The 13,644-nt window shown below is 40.4% G+C and carries 12 protein-coding genes; 8 read left to right on the top strand and 4 right to left on the bottom strand.

All coding sequences use genetic code 11. The annotated features are described in order from the left end of the window. Positions 1 to 72 precede the first annotated feature (72 nt). The 4 genes from EAH55_RS23640 (at position 73) to EAH55_RS23620 (ending at position 4,509) form a co-directional block, all read left to right on the top strand. Positions 73 to 615 carry a zinc ribbon domain-containing protein gene (locus EAH55_RS23640; RefSeq protein ID WP_121811839.1) on the top strand — a complete coding sequence of 181 codons (543 nt, stop codon included), beginning with the start codon at positions 73 to 75 and terminating at the stop codon, positions 613 to 615. A 25-nt stretch (positions 616 to 640) separates the two neighbouring features. Then, on the top strand, positions 641 to 1,378 hold the full coding sequence (locus tag EAH55_RS23635; protein ID WP_121811838.1) for a CPBP family intramembrane glutamic endopeptidase: 738 nt from the start codon (positions 641 to 643) through the stop codon (positions 1,376 to 1,378). Between the two features lie 74 nt (positions 1,379 to 1,452). Next, on the top strand, positions 1,453 to 3,240 hold the full coding sequence (lepA, locus tag EAH55_RS23630; protein ID WP_112575446.1) for a translation elongation factor 4: 1,788 nt from the start codon (positions 1,453 to 1,455) through the stop codon (positions 3,238 to 3,240). A gap of 387 nt (positions 3,241 to 3,627) precedes the next feature. Continuing rightward, positions 3,628 to 4,509 carry a tetrahydrofolate dehydrogenase/cyclohydrolase catalytic domain-containing protein gene (locus EAH55_RS23620; protein WP_112575444.1) on the top strand — a complete coding sequence of 294 codons (882 nt, stop codon included), beginning with the start codon at positions 3,628 to 3,630 and terminating at the stop codon, positions 4,507 to 4,509. A gap of 61 nt (positions 4,510 to 4,570) precedes the next feature. On the opposite strand, the gene EAH55_RS23615 is transcribed toward EAH55_RS23620, so the two are convergent. The 3 genes from EAH55_RS23615 to EAH55_RS23600 all read right to left on the bottom strand — a co-directional run bounded on the left by EAH55_RS23615 (position 4,571) and on the right by EAH55_RS23600 (position 6,467). Further along, entirely contained in the window at positions 4,571 to 4,909 is a 339-nt protein-coding gene (locus tag EAH55_RS23615; RefSeq protein ID WP_121811836.1) for a Rieske (2Fe-2S) protein, read from the bottom strand. Positions 4,910 to 5,184: 275 nt separating this feature from the next. Beyond that, positions 5,185 to 5,625, bottom strand: a complete 441-nt coding sequence (locus EAH55_RS23605) for a hypothetical protein (RefSeq protein WP_121811834.1) — start codon at positions 5,623 to 5,625, stop codon at positions 5,185 to 5,187. Positions 5,626 to 5,702: 77 nt separating this feature from the next. Further along, the gene (locus EAH55_RS23600) at positions 5,703 to 6,467 is read right to left on the bottom strand and encodes a hypothetical protein (protein ID WP_121811833.1); all 765 of its coding nucleotides are present in this window, start codon (positions 6,465 to 6,467) and stop codon (positions 5,703 to 5,705) included. A gap of 269 nt (positions 6,468 to 6,736) precedes the next feature. On the opposite strand from EAH55_RS23600, the gene EAH55_RS23595 reads away from it, so the two are divergent. The 3 genes from EAH55_RS23595 to EAH55_RS23585 are packed head-to-tail and all read left to right on the top strand — an operon-like array spanning position 6,737 to position 9,996. Further along, the gene (locus tag EAH55_RS23595) at positions 6,737 to 7,360 is read left to right on the top strand and encodes a 7-carboxy-7-deazaguanine synthase QueE (protein WP_114937939.1); all 624 of its coding nucleotides are present in this window, start codon (positions 6,737 to 6,739) and stop codon (positions 7,358 to 7,360) included. 39 nt (positions 7,361 to 7,399) lie between these two features. Then, the gene (locus tag EAH55_RS23590; RefSeq protein WP_121811832.1) at positions 7,400 to 9,304 is read left to right on the top strand and encodes an OmpA family protein; all 1,905 of its coding nucleotides are present in this window, start codon (positions 7,400 to 7,402) and stop codon (positions 9,302 to 9,304) included. Positions 9,305 to 9,342: 38 nt separating this feature from the next. Beyond that, complete coding sequence (locus tag EAH55_RS23585; RefSeq protein WP_208644921.1) at positions 9,343 to 9,996, top strand: carbohydrate-binding protein; 654 nt, start codon at positions 9,343 to 9,345, stop codon at positions 9,994 to 9,996. A gap of 54 nt (positions 9,997 to 10,050) precedes the next feature. Here EAH55_RS23585 and recQ read toward each other — a convergent pair whose 3' ends face one another. Next, positions 10,051 to 12,243 (bottom strand): DNA helicase RecQ, encoded by a 2,193-nt coding sequence (recQ, locus tag EAH55_RS23580; protein WP_121812431.1) that lies wholly within the window; start codon positions 12,241 to 12,243, stop codon positions 10,051 to 10,053. A 261-nt stretch (positions 12,244 to 12,504) separates the two neighbouring features. Here recQ and EAH55_RS23575 point away from each other — a divergent pair, with 261 nt between their 5' ends. Then, positions 12,505 to 13,590, top strand: a complete 1,086-nt coding sequence (locus EAH55_RS23575; RefSeq protein WP_121811831.1) for a mannose-1-phosphate guanylyltransferase — start codon at positions 12,505 to 12,507, stop codon at positions 13,588 to 13,590. The last annotated feature ends 54 nt before the right edge of the window (positions 13,591 to 13,644 follow it).

The following is a 13,644-nucleotide window of genomic DNA, read 5'->3' as shown; positions in this document are numbered from 1 at the left end:
ATGTTTTGTAACACAATTAAATTTTCAATAATTATATTCGTGTAACATTTAAGTCCTTATCACAAAAATTCAATGGAAAATCAAATTCCTGTAGCCGTTCAATTAACGGAGAAATGCGCACACTGCAACGCCGATTCAAAAGCCGAAGATACATTTTGCACCCAATGCGGATACCCACTTAAAGGTACTGAAGCCGAACAAAACAAATTTATTTCAGAGCGCCAGGTTGAGGAAATAGATATGTTTACTTATAACAAAACGCTCAGGCAGGCAAGCAATACATTATATTACCTGGCAGGCGTTTTCATTTTCGCAGGTCTGATATATTTTTTCATACACAAAGATGAGGTCGACGTAGTATCTGTAGTGATAACCAATATCATAATGGCGGCTATATTCTTAGTTTTAGGTGCTTACAGCAAGCGCAAGCCTTTAGCCTGCCTAATATCAGGTTTATCGTTGTACGTGATTGTACAGGTATTAAATGCCATAATTGAACCTATATCTATTGCTCAGGGTATCATTATAAAAATTGTGATCATCGGCTACATGATTAAGGGTATCAAATCGGCAATGGAAATAGAAAAAATCAGGAAAGAAAACAATATCGCTTAGTTTTTTGGTGTTCAACGAACAAGAAATGGCGGAAACGAGGCTCTGTGCACAATGCGGGGCCTCAAATGGTGTTAATGTAAAGTTTTGCAGTAGCTGCGGCCACAAACAAATCGAAACATTTAACAGTCAAACTGCACATAACTGGAAATTACTGAAACAGACCGCCCTGTTTTACTGCATTTATATCCTGATATGTGCATTATCATCGTTTGTTGATTATTTTAAGACGATAGGTTGGTTCCTGATTATCGAAATTATTATAGCCGGTACCGCGGTCATATTTTTCGCATATAACTGGGCCAATTGTAAGAAACTACTCCGCTGGCCTTCATTTTCATTCCCCAAATTAGCGGCCTACGGTGCATTTGCCATGACAAGCGCTTTGTTGATCCATTACATCGCAAACTGGGTCAACGTTATTGTTTTCTCCCGCGATTATTATTACTACTCTATTTTTGCCGATTCGCCCGGCTCAGCCTATTTAATCATATTTTTCACAGCCATAACGCCCGCTTTATTTGAAGAACTTGGCTTTAGGGGCTATCTGCTACAGTCATTACTAAATATTGCAGATACCGGACAGGCTGTTTTTATTTCGGCTTTCTTATTTGCCATTATCCATCTTAGCTTCATTTCCTTGTTTTGGTTAATTCCATTCGCCTTATTTCTGGGTTATACCCGGGTTAAAGAAAATACCATCTGGTATGGCGTATTCTTTCATTTTTGCTTTAATTTAACCGCTTGTTTATTTGAGTTGCTATAGTGTTAACGAAATAAAAAGCCAATTAAAAAACTCAATACCAATTTATCATCCTAAAAAGCTATTTTTGCGGTTCAATGGAGCACATTCGTAATTTTTGTATCATAGCACACATCGACCACGGCAAAAGCACACTTGCCGATAGGTTATTAGAGTATACTAACACTATAACCCAGCGCGAATCGCAGGCACAGCTGCTTGACGATATGGATTTGGAACGCGAGCGCGGTATTACCATAAAAAGCCATGCCATACAAATGGACTACGAGCTTGATGGTCAAAAATACGTACTCAACCTGATCGACACGCCCGGACACGTGGATTTCTCATACGAGGTATCGCGCTCTATAGCTGCCTGTGAAGGCGCTTTGCTGATTGTTGATGCAGCACAGGGTATTCAGGCACAAACCATTTCAAACCTGTACCTGGCTTTAGAGAACGACCTGGAGATCATCCCTATTCTGAATAAAATGGACCTTCCGGGCGCTATGCCAGAGGAAGTAAAAGATCAGATAGTTGACCTCATTGGCTGTAAACGCGAAGAAATCCTTGCCGCATCAGGTAAAACTGGTATGGGCGTACACGACATACTTCGTGCTATTGTTGAGCGTGTACCAGCGCCTGTAGGTGACCCGAAAGCTCCGCTGCAGGCCTTGATCTTTGACTCTGTTTTCAATTCATTTAGGGGTATTATTGCTTACTTTAAAGTTGTTAATGGTGAGATCCGCAAAGGCGACAAAGTAAAGTTCGTGGCTACCGAAAAGCAATATCTTGCTGATGAAGTTGGTACATTAAAACTGCGCCCGCTGGCTAAGGATGTGATCAAAACCGGCGATGTAGGCTATATTATTTCGGGTATCAAAGAGGCGAAAGAAGTTAAAGTAGGTGATACTATCACCCAGGTTGACCGTCCTTGCGAACAAGGTATTCAGGGATTTGAAGAGGTAAAACCAATGGTATTTGCCGGCATTTACCCTGTTGATACTGAAGATTACGAAGAACTGCGTGAATCAATGGCCAAACTGCAGCTTAATGATGCCTCATTGGTTTTTGAACCGGAATCATCAGCAGCTTTAGGCTTTGGTTTCCGTTGCGGTTTCTTGGGGATGCTGCACATGGAGATCATCCAGGAACGTCTGGAACGCGAGTTCAACATGACGGTGATCACCACTGTACCCAACGTGTCATATTTGGCCCACACCACCAAAGGCGATTCATTTACGGTAAATAACCCCTCAGACCTTCCTGATCCAAGTAAAATTGATTTCGTAGAAGAGCCTTACATCAAGGCCACCATCATTACCAAATCTGAATTTGTTGGCCCGGTAATGTCGCTTTGTATCCAAAAGCGTGGTACCATCACTAATCAATCATACCTTACATCCGAGCGTGTTGAGTTGATTTTTGAGATGCCGATGGGCGAGATCGTATTTGATTTTTATGATAAGCTGAAAACCATTTCAAAAGGTTATGCATCTTTTGATTATCACCAGATAGGTTACCGTCAGTCTGACCTGGTAAAATTGGACATCCGCCTGAACAGCGAGCCCGTTGATGCTTTATCGTCACTGATCTTCCGTGGTAACTCTTACGATTTTGGTAAAAAGATCTGCGAGAAATTAAAAGAGCTTTTACCACGTCAACAGTTCGAGATCATCATCCAGGCCTCTATCGGCGCCAAAATCATCGCCCGTGAAACAGTGAAAGCACTACGTAAAGATGTAACGGCCAAATGTTATGGTGGTGATATCTCCCGTAAACGTAAGCTGTTGGAGAAACAGAAACAAGGTAAAAAACGCATGCGTCAGGTAGGTAACGTTGAGATACCACAGTCGGCATTCATGGCAGTTTTGAAGTTGGATTAATCCCTTAATTCCTTTTGAAGGGAGGTGAGGGTGAGTAAATTGATATATTCTGTACAGGTTAGTTACATATTTTACAGCGACCGGGTTTGTTAAGCATATTCATTTAGGAGACTTTGTTTATGGTAAATGGATTGTGTACGATGGCGGCGAACCGAAATATTACATTGATGCTTTCAATAAAGATGCGCACTCAAATAAAATTATATTTGAAATGCTCCTGAATAATAAAACAGAAACTATTGAAAGTATCGTTAGCAAGATCAATCAAAATCAAGGATTAAAATTATCCCTGGATAACAGGCCTTTTATAAAAGTACGAGTGAAATCAGAAGCGGTAAACTTGAGTTTACCCCCATTGCCTGATCACTTCGTTAAACACATTTAACAATGCAGCTTTTAGACGGAAAATACGTTTCAGAAAAACTTAAGGTTGAAATAGCTGAAGAAGCAGCTAAAATATTAGAGAAAACCGGTCGCAAGCCACATTTGGTTGCAGTACTGGTTGGTCATGACGGCGGTAGCGAAACCTACGTAGCCAGTAAAATGAAAAACTGCGAAAAGGTTGGCTTCAAATCATCATTGGTACGTTATGAAGATGATGTTACCGAAGAAGAATTACTAAAAAAAGTTGAAGAGCTGAATGCCGATGCCGATATCGATGGCATAATTGTACAACTTCCATTACCAAAACATATCGACCCTGAAAAGGTAACTGAGCGAATTGATCACCGCAAAGATGTTGACGGCTTCCACCCTGTTAATCTGGGCCGTATGCAACGCAACCTGCCATCATTTATTCCAGCAACGCCTTATGGTATTACTTTAATGCTTAAGGAATACGGTATTGAAACTGCAGGTAAACATTGCGTTGTTGTTGGTCGCAGCAATATTGTTGGTTCGCCTATGAGCATCCTGATGGCGCGCAACACAACTCCGGGTAATTGCACCGTAACCATTTGCCACAGTCGTACTCCTGATATCAAAAAATTCACGCTTGACGCCGATATTTTGATCGTAGCCATTGGCAAAAAGAATTTCATTACTGCTGATATGGTGAAAGATGGTGTTGTAGTAGTTGACGTAGGTATGAACCGCGAAACATCAGCCACAACAAAATCGGGCTTTAAGCTTTACGGCGATGTTGATTTTGAAAACGTGGCGCCAAAATCATCATGGATCACCCCGGTACCGGGTGGCGTTGGCTTGATGACCATTGTTGGTTTGCTTAAAAACACTTTGGCTTCAGCTAATAAAGAGGTTTATAAATAGTGAGTAGTTTATGATGTTGGTTAGGTGAGTGGTTTCTTTTTCCATTCACTTAATCAACCACTCACTTAAACCCCAATCTTAACTTATCCCAAATTGAGTTTACTCCTATGTAAACACCATCTTCCCTTATTTCAACCGGATAAGTTTCAATAAAATCATTTTGTCCTTCGCCTCCTTTGCCTGTTTCCAAATCGTAAGTGTATCGATGATAAGGGCAAACAATTAGTTTTCTGACACATAAGCCCTCACTTAAATCTGCGCCTGCATGAGGGCATTTTGCTGACACCGCATAAAGTTTACCTTCAAAACCTACCAGGCAAATACTTTTACTACCGGCCTTAACCTTTTTTATGAATGTGCTATCTATATCGATTATTCCCAAAGCTTTATACCATTTCATTTATCGAATATAATAACAGATGCGTTCAAATCAGAATAGACAGGATCGAATCTGAATTTTTCATAAGCTATACGGGATAACAAGATCTTTACAGGCAGGGCCTCTTTGAACCCGTTCATATCATAATGGTATACAAACTTCTTTTCGTTAGTATCCCACTCAAAGCCAAGAGTTATTAAAGGATGTCGAGATGCTATATCATCGTCATCAATATCTGTTGAATAAACCAAATTGCGGTGATGGGAGCTCAACTGATGAGTAATTTTTAAAAACTCTCAGGAAATTTCAAAATCAAGATTAAATTTTTCTTCTGCACTTAGACATAATCGGAATTTTCTTATTCGCTTTTCATACAGATCGAATAATGCGTCGTCAATTACCTGGCTATCATTAAAATAATAACCGGTTTGCTGCCTGTTTAGTTTTTCGAGTTCGTTTCTCTTTTCAGCGATTGTATCTTTATAGAAAGAAAAACGTTCACTATCCTCAAAAGAGCTCATCCATCTAAGCCATCTTTCAATTTCATCCTTTTTATAATAAAACGGATCTTTAAAACCCTTTAATACGCCAAGATGAATCTCTAAACGCCAAAGGCCTTCCTGCTGATAATGAGCATATAAATAATCGTACTCAGCAAGGCATCTCTTGATTGACATTTCAAGTGATTTCTTTTCGGTTTCAAAATATTTAATAATTTGGTCAAGGTCAGATTTCATGAGCACAAGTTATGTACTGCAAATTTCCGAATCTAATATTACGCCAACATTTCTTAATATTATTGAACTAACTGATTTTAAAAATCAATTTTTAAATTCATCACATTAGGATTCTTAATAACCTCATCCATACTGGTAACAAGGGTTACTTCCCTCCTGTCGGCCGAGAGCATGGCCTTTGAATTATTGATTTTTTTAACCGGGTGGGCAAACCTCAGGATTACTTTGTAAGGCATATCTATGAGCATAGCCTTAGCCATCATGAATGTAGCCTGGGTTTTCTTTAAAAAAGCATTGAATTTCGCCTTATCAATGATGCGATAAAATTTATGGGGAGTTATATCGTACGAGTAATAGTCCTGTCCGCCCACCATTTGTCGGGCATCGAAAGGCTTATTTGCTTTATCTGTAGTTGTTATAGCGCTAATCTGGGTATTGAGCGCTATTTTCGATACATTTTGTAAATAGTACTGTAAATCAGCGGCATTTTTTGCGGTATGGTTAAGCGTTACTTTCATAACGCTTTTCTTAAGGTTCATATTCACAGTAAGTTCGCTACTCCTGGCCAGGTCGATTTCTTCGGCTTTTAGCTTTTGCTGCGCACTATCGGGTATGGCGCTATAAAAATTAAGTGTAGTGTCCTTAACTAAACTGAATTGCGGTGTTTGCTTAACCGAATCGGACATCAAATTAACCAACACCGACACGGCCCTGCTCATATCAAAAGCATAGGCAACCTTACAGGTTCCATCACTTTTAAAATCGTAATGCTCTTCAATATCCACGCATGAACTAAAACAAAGCATTACCAGTATTAATAAAGGAAGGTAAAGTTTTTTCATACCCGGATAAAAATTAAGCGTTACCGAAACAGTTAAAGCATTGTTACGAATTTCTGGTTAATTGGTTATCTTAAAATTAAAGTAATAATACCAATTATTAATGAAAGGTGAAAGGATAAAGGTAAAAGGAAATTTAGTGTGTCTACTAAGTCAGAAATATTACCACGCGATTTCAAGCCGGAAAATCTACTTCCATATTAGTGTAACCTTTTACGTTTCACCTTTCTGCTTTTACCTATCTTTCAGTACCTTTGCACCCTTAAATAACTATGGCACACCAAATACCAGACGACGGCACGTTGCTTCCTTTAATGGAAGAGTTTTACACGATACAGGGCGAAGGATACAATACAGGTAAAGCAGCGTATTTTATTCGCTTAGGCGGTTGCGATGTAGGTTGCCATTGGTGTGATGTTAAAGAAAGCTGGGATGCTGAGCTGCACGCGCTTACTGCTGCCGATACTATTGTAAACAATGCCGCCCTGCACCCGGCAAAGGCTGTTGTAGTTACCGGTGGCGAGCCGCTAATATACAATCTCGACTATTTAACCCACCAATTACACGAAAAGGGAATAAAAACCTTTATTGAAACTTCCGGCGCTTACCCGCTTTCCGGTGATTGGGATTGGATTTGCCTTTCGCCTAAAAAATTCAAGGCCCCCACACCACATGTAGCTGAATGTGCCCATGAATTAAAAGTGATCGTATTCAATAAGTCCGACTTTGAATGGGCCGAGTATCATGCCAAAATGGTATCGCCTGATTGCAAACTATACCTGCAGCCGGAATGGTCAAAAGCAAAAGAAATGACGCCGCTTATTGTTGATTATGTGAAAGAAAACCCGCAATGGGAAATTTCTTTGCAAACACATAAGTATCTGAATATCCCATAATCTTTGTAACTTACGGATATAAATTATCCTAAGTTATAAATGAGAATAGCAATTTTATTGGTGCTTGCATTGTGTTTGCCTGCTTTGCTTTGTGCCCAGCAGCCTGCCCGGTATTCGTCGTCCAATAAAGAAGCTATTAAATATTTTGCTTTAGCCTATCAAAACCTGGATCAGCATCTGTATGATGAAGCCATCCAAAACTCACTAAAGGCTGTAGGCGAAGATCCTAAATTTATAGAAGCTCACTTATTGCTTGGCGACTTATACCGGATGAAACGCCTGTATAAGCCGGCTGTGGAACATTACGCAAAAGTTATTTCCTTAAGCCCGGAATTTAACCGGGGCGCATATCTTAAAGCTGCCGAAATGGAAATTCATGATGCCAATTATGCGCCGGCACAGCAGCATCTCGAAAAATACCTTACTTATCCTGACCTTAGTCCCGAAAACATCACTTATGCAAAAAAAATGCTTGCTGATGCTAACTTCGGAATCGTGGCTATGGCTCATCCTGTACCTTTTAAGCCGATAAATATCGGGGCTGAAATAAACACCGCCAACGATGAATACCTCCCCGTTGCCACAGCCGATGAAAGTACTTTAATATTTACCCGCAAAATAAATAACAACGAAGACTTTTATAAAAGTGAGAAAGTTAATGGCCAATGGGGAACTGCTACCTATTTAAGTAACCAGATCAACACCGAAAAATACAATGAAGGAGCGCAATCCATATCACAGGATGGCAAGTACCTATTTTTCACAGGATGTAACCGTCCGGATGGCCTGGGCCGTTGCGATATTTACATAGCACAGAAAAAAGGTAACGACTGGGGGAAACCTATTGATTTGAACCCGCCGGTAAATACCGCGGGTTGGGAATCTCAACCATCAATAAACGCAGATGGGCGCACGCTTTACTTTGTAAGTAACCGTAAAGGCGGCTATGGCGGGTATGACATCTGGAAAAGCACATTGGGCGAAAAAGGTTGGGGCGAGCCTGAAAACCTCGGCCCAAACATTAACACTCCGTATAACGAGCAATCCCCATTTATACACCCCGATGATAGTACGCTTTATTTTAGTAGTGATGGCTGGCCCGGTTTAGGGGCAAAAGACCTGTTCGTAAGTCGCTTGGGCAAAGATGGCAAATGGCAGAAACCCGAAAACCTGGGATATCCAATTAATACCAATGGAGATGAGGGCGGCTTATCATTAACGGCAAATGGCGATTACGCTTTCTTTTCGTCAAATAACCTGAACGGATATGGAGGATACGATATTTACAAATTTGAGCTTCCTGTAAACCTGAGGCCCCGAATGGTTACTTATGTCAAAGGATTTGTGAAAGACATTAAGACCAAACAGCCGCTTGAAGCCGCTATTGAAATTATCGATCTGGAAAGCAACCAGGTAGTTTACCAGGATTACAGCGATGAAGAAAAAGGCGATTTTTTAGCCACGCTTACCTCGGGTAAAAACTATGGCTTAAATATTTCAAAAAGCGGCTACTTGTTCTATTCTGAAAATTTTTCGCTTAAAAGCTATAAAACCAAGAACCCGTTCAACATTGTAGCATTACTATCGCCGATTGAAGTTGGAAATAAGGTGATCCTTAAAAATATCTTTTTCGACACCAATAAATACGATCTTGAAAAGGAATCCAAAGCCGAACTGGCCAAACTTATCGAGTTTTTGGGGGTAAATCAAGCTATACGGATAGAAATCTCTGGTCACACTGATAACGTTGGCAACCATCAGAGTAACCAGGTATTATCCGAAAACCGCGCCAAGTCTGTTTATCAATACCTGGTATCAAAAGGTATTGCCCCTGCCCGCCTTGTATATAAAGGCTACGGAGAAACGCAACCTATCGCACCTAATACAACCGATGAAGACAAGGCCAAAAACAGGCGTACGGAATTCATGATTATAGCTAAATAGCGCTTTAATATTGTTATAGACCAACCTATCATTTGTAAATGAAAAAGAACCTAATAGCCTTAACTGGAGTAGCAATAATTTTATGTGCTTTTATTTTAAACAACGCCGGCAAGCCATGGCAGGGTAAAATGCAACAGCTCCCAGGCAGACTTGAATGTGAGTATTATGACGAAGGTGGCGAAGGGATAGCTTATCATGATACCGATAGCATAAACAATGGCAGCGGAAAATTAAACCCGGCAAACGGCTCGTTTTTGAATGAATTCCGGATGAAAGAAGGTGTTGATATTTCCTATACTAAAACAGGTAACATCGATAACAATCCTTACAATAAAGTTCCGCGCGATCTTAATAAACTATACGTTGGCTGGACACAGCCCGGCGAATGGATCAATTACACAGTTAAAGTAAATAAAGCCGGCACCTACCCTATTGGAGTTTTATATACTTCTAACGGTAATGGAACCATCTCGGTTGATATAGATGGTAAAGATGCAACAGGCCCTTTAAACATCGCATCAACACATGACGATCGGGATACCGTTGCCTGGCGACAATGGCATCATTGGAATGCATCTGACTCTATAGGCACTATAACTTTGAAAAAGGGAGTTCATGTACTTACCCTGCACATTCTCACTAATGGCAATATGAACCTTGATTATCTTAACTTCGGGAAAGTGGCTAAATAAAACAGCCTTCAGAATTTACTCAGAAGGCTGTTTATAGCATAATATCTTATATCGTTAGTTTCCTAACTCCGACATAAACTTGATACGCATTAATTGTACTTCTTCGCGTGTGTAATCATCGCTGCCCAGTTCAGCTAACGCTTCATCAATTGAATCGGCTTCGGCAGTGCGGAAGTAATCAAATACTTCTTCCTGCTTATCCTCGTCAATTACCTCATCAATATAATAGTTCAGGTTAAGCTTGGTGCCGGAGTTAACAATAGTTTCAACTTCTTTCAGGATCTCCTCATAAGTAAGACCTTTTGAAGCAGCAATATCATCCAGGTTTAAATGCCTGTCAATATTTTGAATGATAAACACTTTAAGCGCCGATTTATTGGCCGCGCTTTTGATCACCATATCAATAGGGCGATCAATATCGTTATCCTCTACATATTTCTGAATCAGATCGGTAAAAGGTTTACCGAATTTCAACGCTTTACCTGCACCAACACCCGAAATCTGTTTCAACTCTTCAGTATTGATTGGATAGTGCGTACACATCTCTTCCAAAGACGGATCCTGAAATATTACAAACGGCGGTAATCCTTTTTGCTTGGCCAGCTTTCTACGCAGCTCTTTAAGCATTTGCAGCAACTGCGTATCAAGCGCACCTCCACTTTGTTTCGGCCCATCATCGTCGCTATCGTCATCGGTAGCTTCCATAAGCTTGTTCAAAACAAAACGGATACTATGTGGATTGTCGATAAAGGCGTTCCCGCTTTTGGTAAGTCTCAACAGCCCATATTGGTCAATATCTTTTGAAATATAGTTATTGAGCAAAGCCTGCCTTAAAAGCGAGTTCCAAAGGTTTTTACCCTGCTCTTTACCGGCGCCATAATAATCCAGCTGATCGTGCTCGTAATTTTTGATCTGCGCATTTTCTTCGCCCATCAAAATGCTGATGATGTGGTGATCATCAAACTTCTCGCCTATGTGCTTGATCAAACTTAATGCCCTGTGCAGGTGCTCTTCGGCATCAAAATGATCTTTGTGTGTGCAGCAGTTATCGCACATGTTATTACAGCCAGCCTCATTAAAGTTTTCGCCAAAATAATGCAGCAATTGCTTGCGGCGACAAACCGAAGATTCACAGTAATCAATAACTTCTTTAAGTATCTGGGTGCCTATTTCGCGCTCTGAAACAGGTTTATCCTTCATGAATTTCTGAAGCTTATCAATATCCTTTTCCGAATAGAAAGCAACGCAAACGCCTTCGCCTCCGTCACGCCCGGCCCTTCCGGTTTCCTGGTAGTACCCTTCCATGCTTTTAGGCACATCGTGGTGTATTACGTAACGAACATCGGGCTTATCGATACCCATACCGAAGGCGATGGTAGCAACAATAACGTCAACATCTTCCATCAGGAACTTATCTTGAGTATCGGCACGTACTTTAGGGTCAAGTCCGGCATGATATGGCAGCGCCTTTACCCCGTTAAGGTTAAGCACTTCTGCTACTTCCTCAACCTTTTTACGGCTCAGGCAATATACAATCCCCGATTTTCCCGGGTTTTGTTTTACAAACTTTACAATCTCCTTTATTACATTCCGCTTGGCCCTTACCTCGTAAAATAAATTGGCCCGGTTAAATGACGACTTAAATACAGTAGCATTGTTCATTTGCAGGTTTTTCTGAATATCCTGCTGAACTTTTGGGGTAGCCGTTGCTGTTAAAGCAATGATAGGTATATTTTCGCCTATGTTACTGATCACCTGGCGTATTTTACGGTACTCAGGCCTGAAATCATGCCCCCATTCCGAAATACAGTGAGCCTCGTCAACAGCAACAAATGATACATGATTCAGGCGTAAGAAATCGATATTCTCTTGCTTGGTTAATGATTCAGGAGCAACATACAGCAATTTGGTTTTACCGGCGAGTACGTCTTCCTTAACCCTGGCTATTTCTGATTTTGTAAGTGATGAGTTTAAAAAGTGGGCTATACTATCTGATCCTCCAAACGCCCTGAGCTGATCTACCTGATTTTTCATCAAAGCTATCAGTGGTGAAATTACGATGGCGGTACCATCGCTCATCAAGGCTGGTAACTGATAACACATCGATTTGCCGCCACCGGTAGGCATGATAACAAATGTGTCATTGCCAGCCAGGATGTTGGTTATTATCGCTTCCTGTTCTCCCTTAAAATTATCAAACCCGAAAAAATTCTGGAGATTGTCAAATAGCGATTTCTTTGTTTCTATCATTATTTTAACAAATTCTTAAATTGTATTTAAAAGTTTAAAGTAACAAAATTTTCTAAATAAACGTTGGATTTTCTTTTAAATTTTGTGTAAAAATGATGATTAAATGAAAAACAATTTCTTTAATTGCTGATTTAAAATACCAGTCAAATTGGCGTTTAACTATGCTGTTAAATTATTTAGCTACACTTAATGGATAATTAACAAATTAATACACATTTTTACGGTCGATATACCAAATTTTAAATTCTTTACTTTCTCATGAATAAAAACTATTATGCGATAATTATGGCTGGAGGGATTGGAAGCCGCTTTTGGCCGATAAGTCGTACATCGCACCCTAAACAGTTTATCGATATACTTGGTACCGGTAAAACTTTAATACAGAACACCTACGAACGATTCCTGAAAGTATGTCCCAAAGAAAATATTTACATCGTTACTAACGAAAACTATACTAAGCTTGTAAAACACCAGCTCCCCGATTTGGAGGATCAGCAGATCCTTACCGAGCCGGTAATGCGTAACACTGCACCCTGCGTTGCCTACGGTTGTTTTAAAATTGAAAGCCTTAATCCTGATGCTGCTATTGTTGTAGCCCCCTCTGATCAGCAGATCCTCGACGAAGACGCCTTTGTATCAGCTATTGAAAAATCATTGCAAACAGCAGCTTCTAATGACTACCTGATAACCCTCGGCATTAAACCATCAAGGCCCGATACCGGTTACGGGTACATCCAATATACAGATAATGTTATCAACGATGAGTTTCATAAAGTAAAAACCTTTACCGAGAAGCCAACTCTGGAGATAGCTAAAACCTTTATTCAAAGCGGCGATTTTTTGTGGAACGCAGGCATTTTTGTTTGGTCGGCAAAAGCTATTGTGAAAGCCTTTGGCCAGCACCTGCCCGAAATGCACGAGATTTTTGCGGATGCCAGACCGGTTTATAACTCAGACGATGAAAAACCTTATGTGCACAAAGCATATCAGCAATGCGTTAACATCTCGATAGATTACGGCATCATGGAAAAAGCCGATAATGTGTACGTGTTACCTTCGGACTTTGGATGGAGCGATTTAGGCACCTGGGCGTCCATTTATGACCTTGCTGACAAGGATTATGTAGGTAATGCCGTTATCCCTGCCGAAAAGGTGATTATGTATGATTCGTCAAACTGTATGGTAAATGTACCGGGCGAAAAACTGGTAATACTACAAGGTCTGCACGATTTTATCGTAGTTGAATCAAACAATTCCCTGCTCATTTGCCCGCGCAACCAGGAGCAAAACATCAAGCAGGTTGTCGCAGATGTAAAAAGTAAATTTGGTGCTAAGTATATTTAGTATTTAGTGAGTTGTTGATTAGGTGAATGGAGAGTAGTTACTTCTTGTTCATCT

Source organism: Mucilaginibacter kameinonensis (assembly GCF_003675385.1).
Taxonomy (GTDB): domain Bacteria; phylum Bacteroidota; class Bacteroidia; order Sphingobacteriales; family Sphingobacteriaceae; genus Mucilaginibacter; species Mucilaginibacter kameinonensis.
This window is presented reverse-complemented; position numbering and strand designations above follow the sequence as displayed.

Excerpts from the sequence above, each read along its gene's own strand:
- EAH55_RS23605 (WP_121811834.1), bottom strand. The coding sequence starts at position 5,625 with ATGAAATCTGACCTTGACCAAATTATTAAATATTTTGAAACCGAAAAG.
- EAH55_RS23575 (WP_121811831.1), top strand. The coding sequence starts at position 12,505 with ATGAATAAAAACTATTATGCGATAATTATGGCTGGAGGGATTGGAAGC.
- EAH55_RS23620 (WP_112575444.1), top strand. The coding sequence starts at position 3,628 with ATGCAGCTTTTAGACGGAAAATACGTTTCAGAAAAACTTAAGGTTGAA.
- EAH55_RS23585 (WP_208644921.1), top strand. The coding sequence starts at position 9,343 with ATGAAAAAGAACCTAATAGCCTTAACTGGAGTAGCAATAATTTTATGT.
- EAH55_RS23640 (WP_121811839.1), top strand. The coding sequence starts at position 73 with ATGGAAAATCAAATTCCTGTAGCCGTTCAATTAACGGAGAAATGCGCA.
- lepA (WP_112575446.1), top strand. The coding sequence starts at position 1,453 with ATGGAGCACATTCGTAATTTTTGTATCATAGCACACATCGACCACGGC.
- EAH55_RS23595 (WP_114937939.1), top strand. The coding sequence starts at position 6,737 with ATGGCACACCAAATACCAGACGACGGCACGTTGCTTCCTTTAATGGAA.
- EAH55_RS23635 (WP_121811838.1), top strand. The coding sequence starts at position 641 with ATGGCGGAAACGAGGCTCTGTGCACAATGCGGGGCCTCAAATGGTGTT.
- EAH55_RS23615 (WP_121811836.1), bottom strand. The coding sequence starts at position 4,909 with ATGAAATGGTATAAAGCTTTGGGAATAATCGATATAGATAGCACATTC.
- EAH55_RS23600 (WP_121811833.1), bottom strand. The coding sequence starts at position 6,467 with ATGAAAAAACTTTACCTTCCTTTATTAATACTGGTAATGCTTTGTTTT.
- EAH55_RS23590 (WP_121811832.1), top strand. The coding sequence starts at position 7,400 with ATGAGAATAGCAATTTTATTGGTGCTTGCATTGTGTTTGCCTGCTTTG.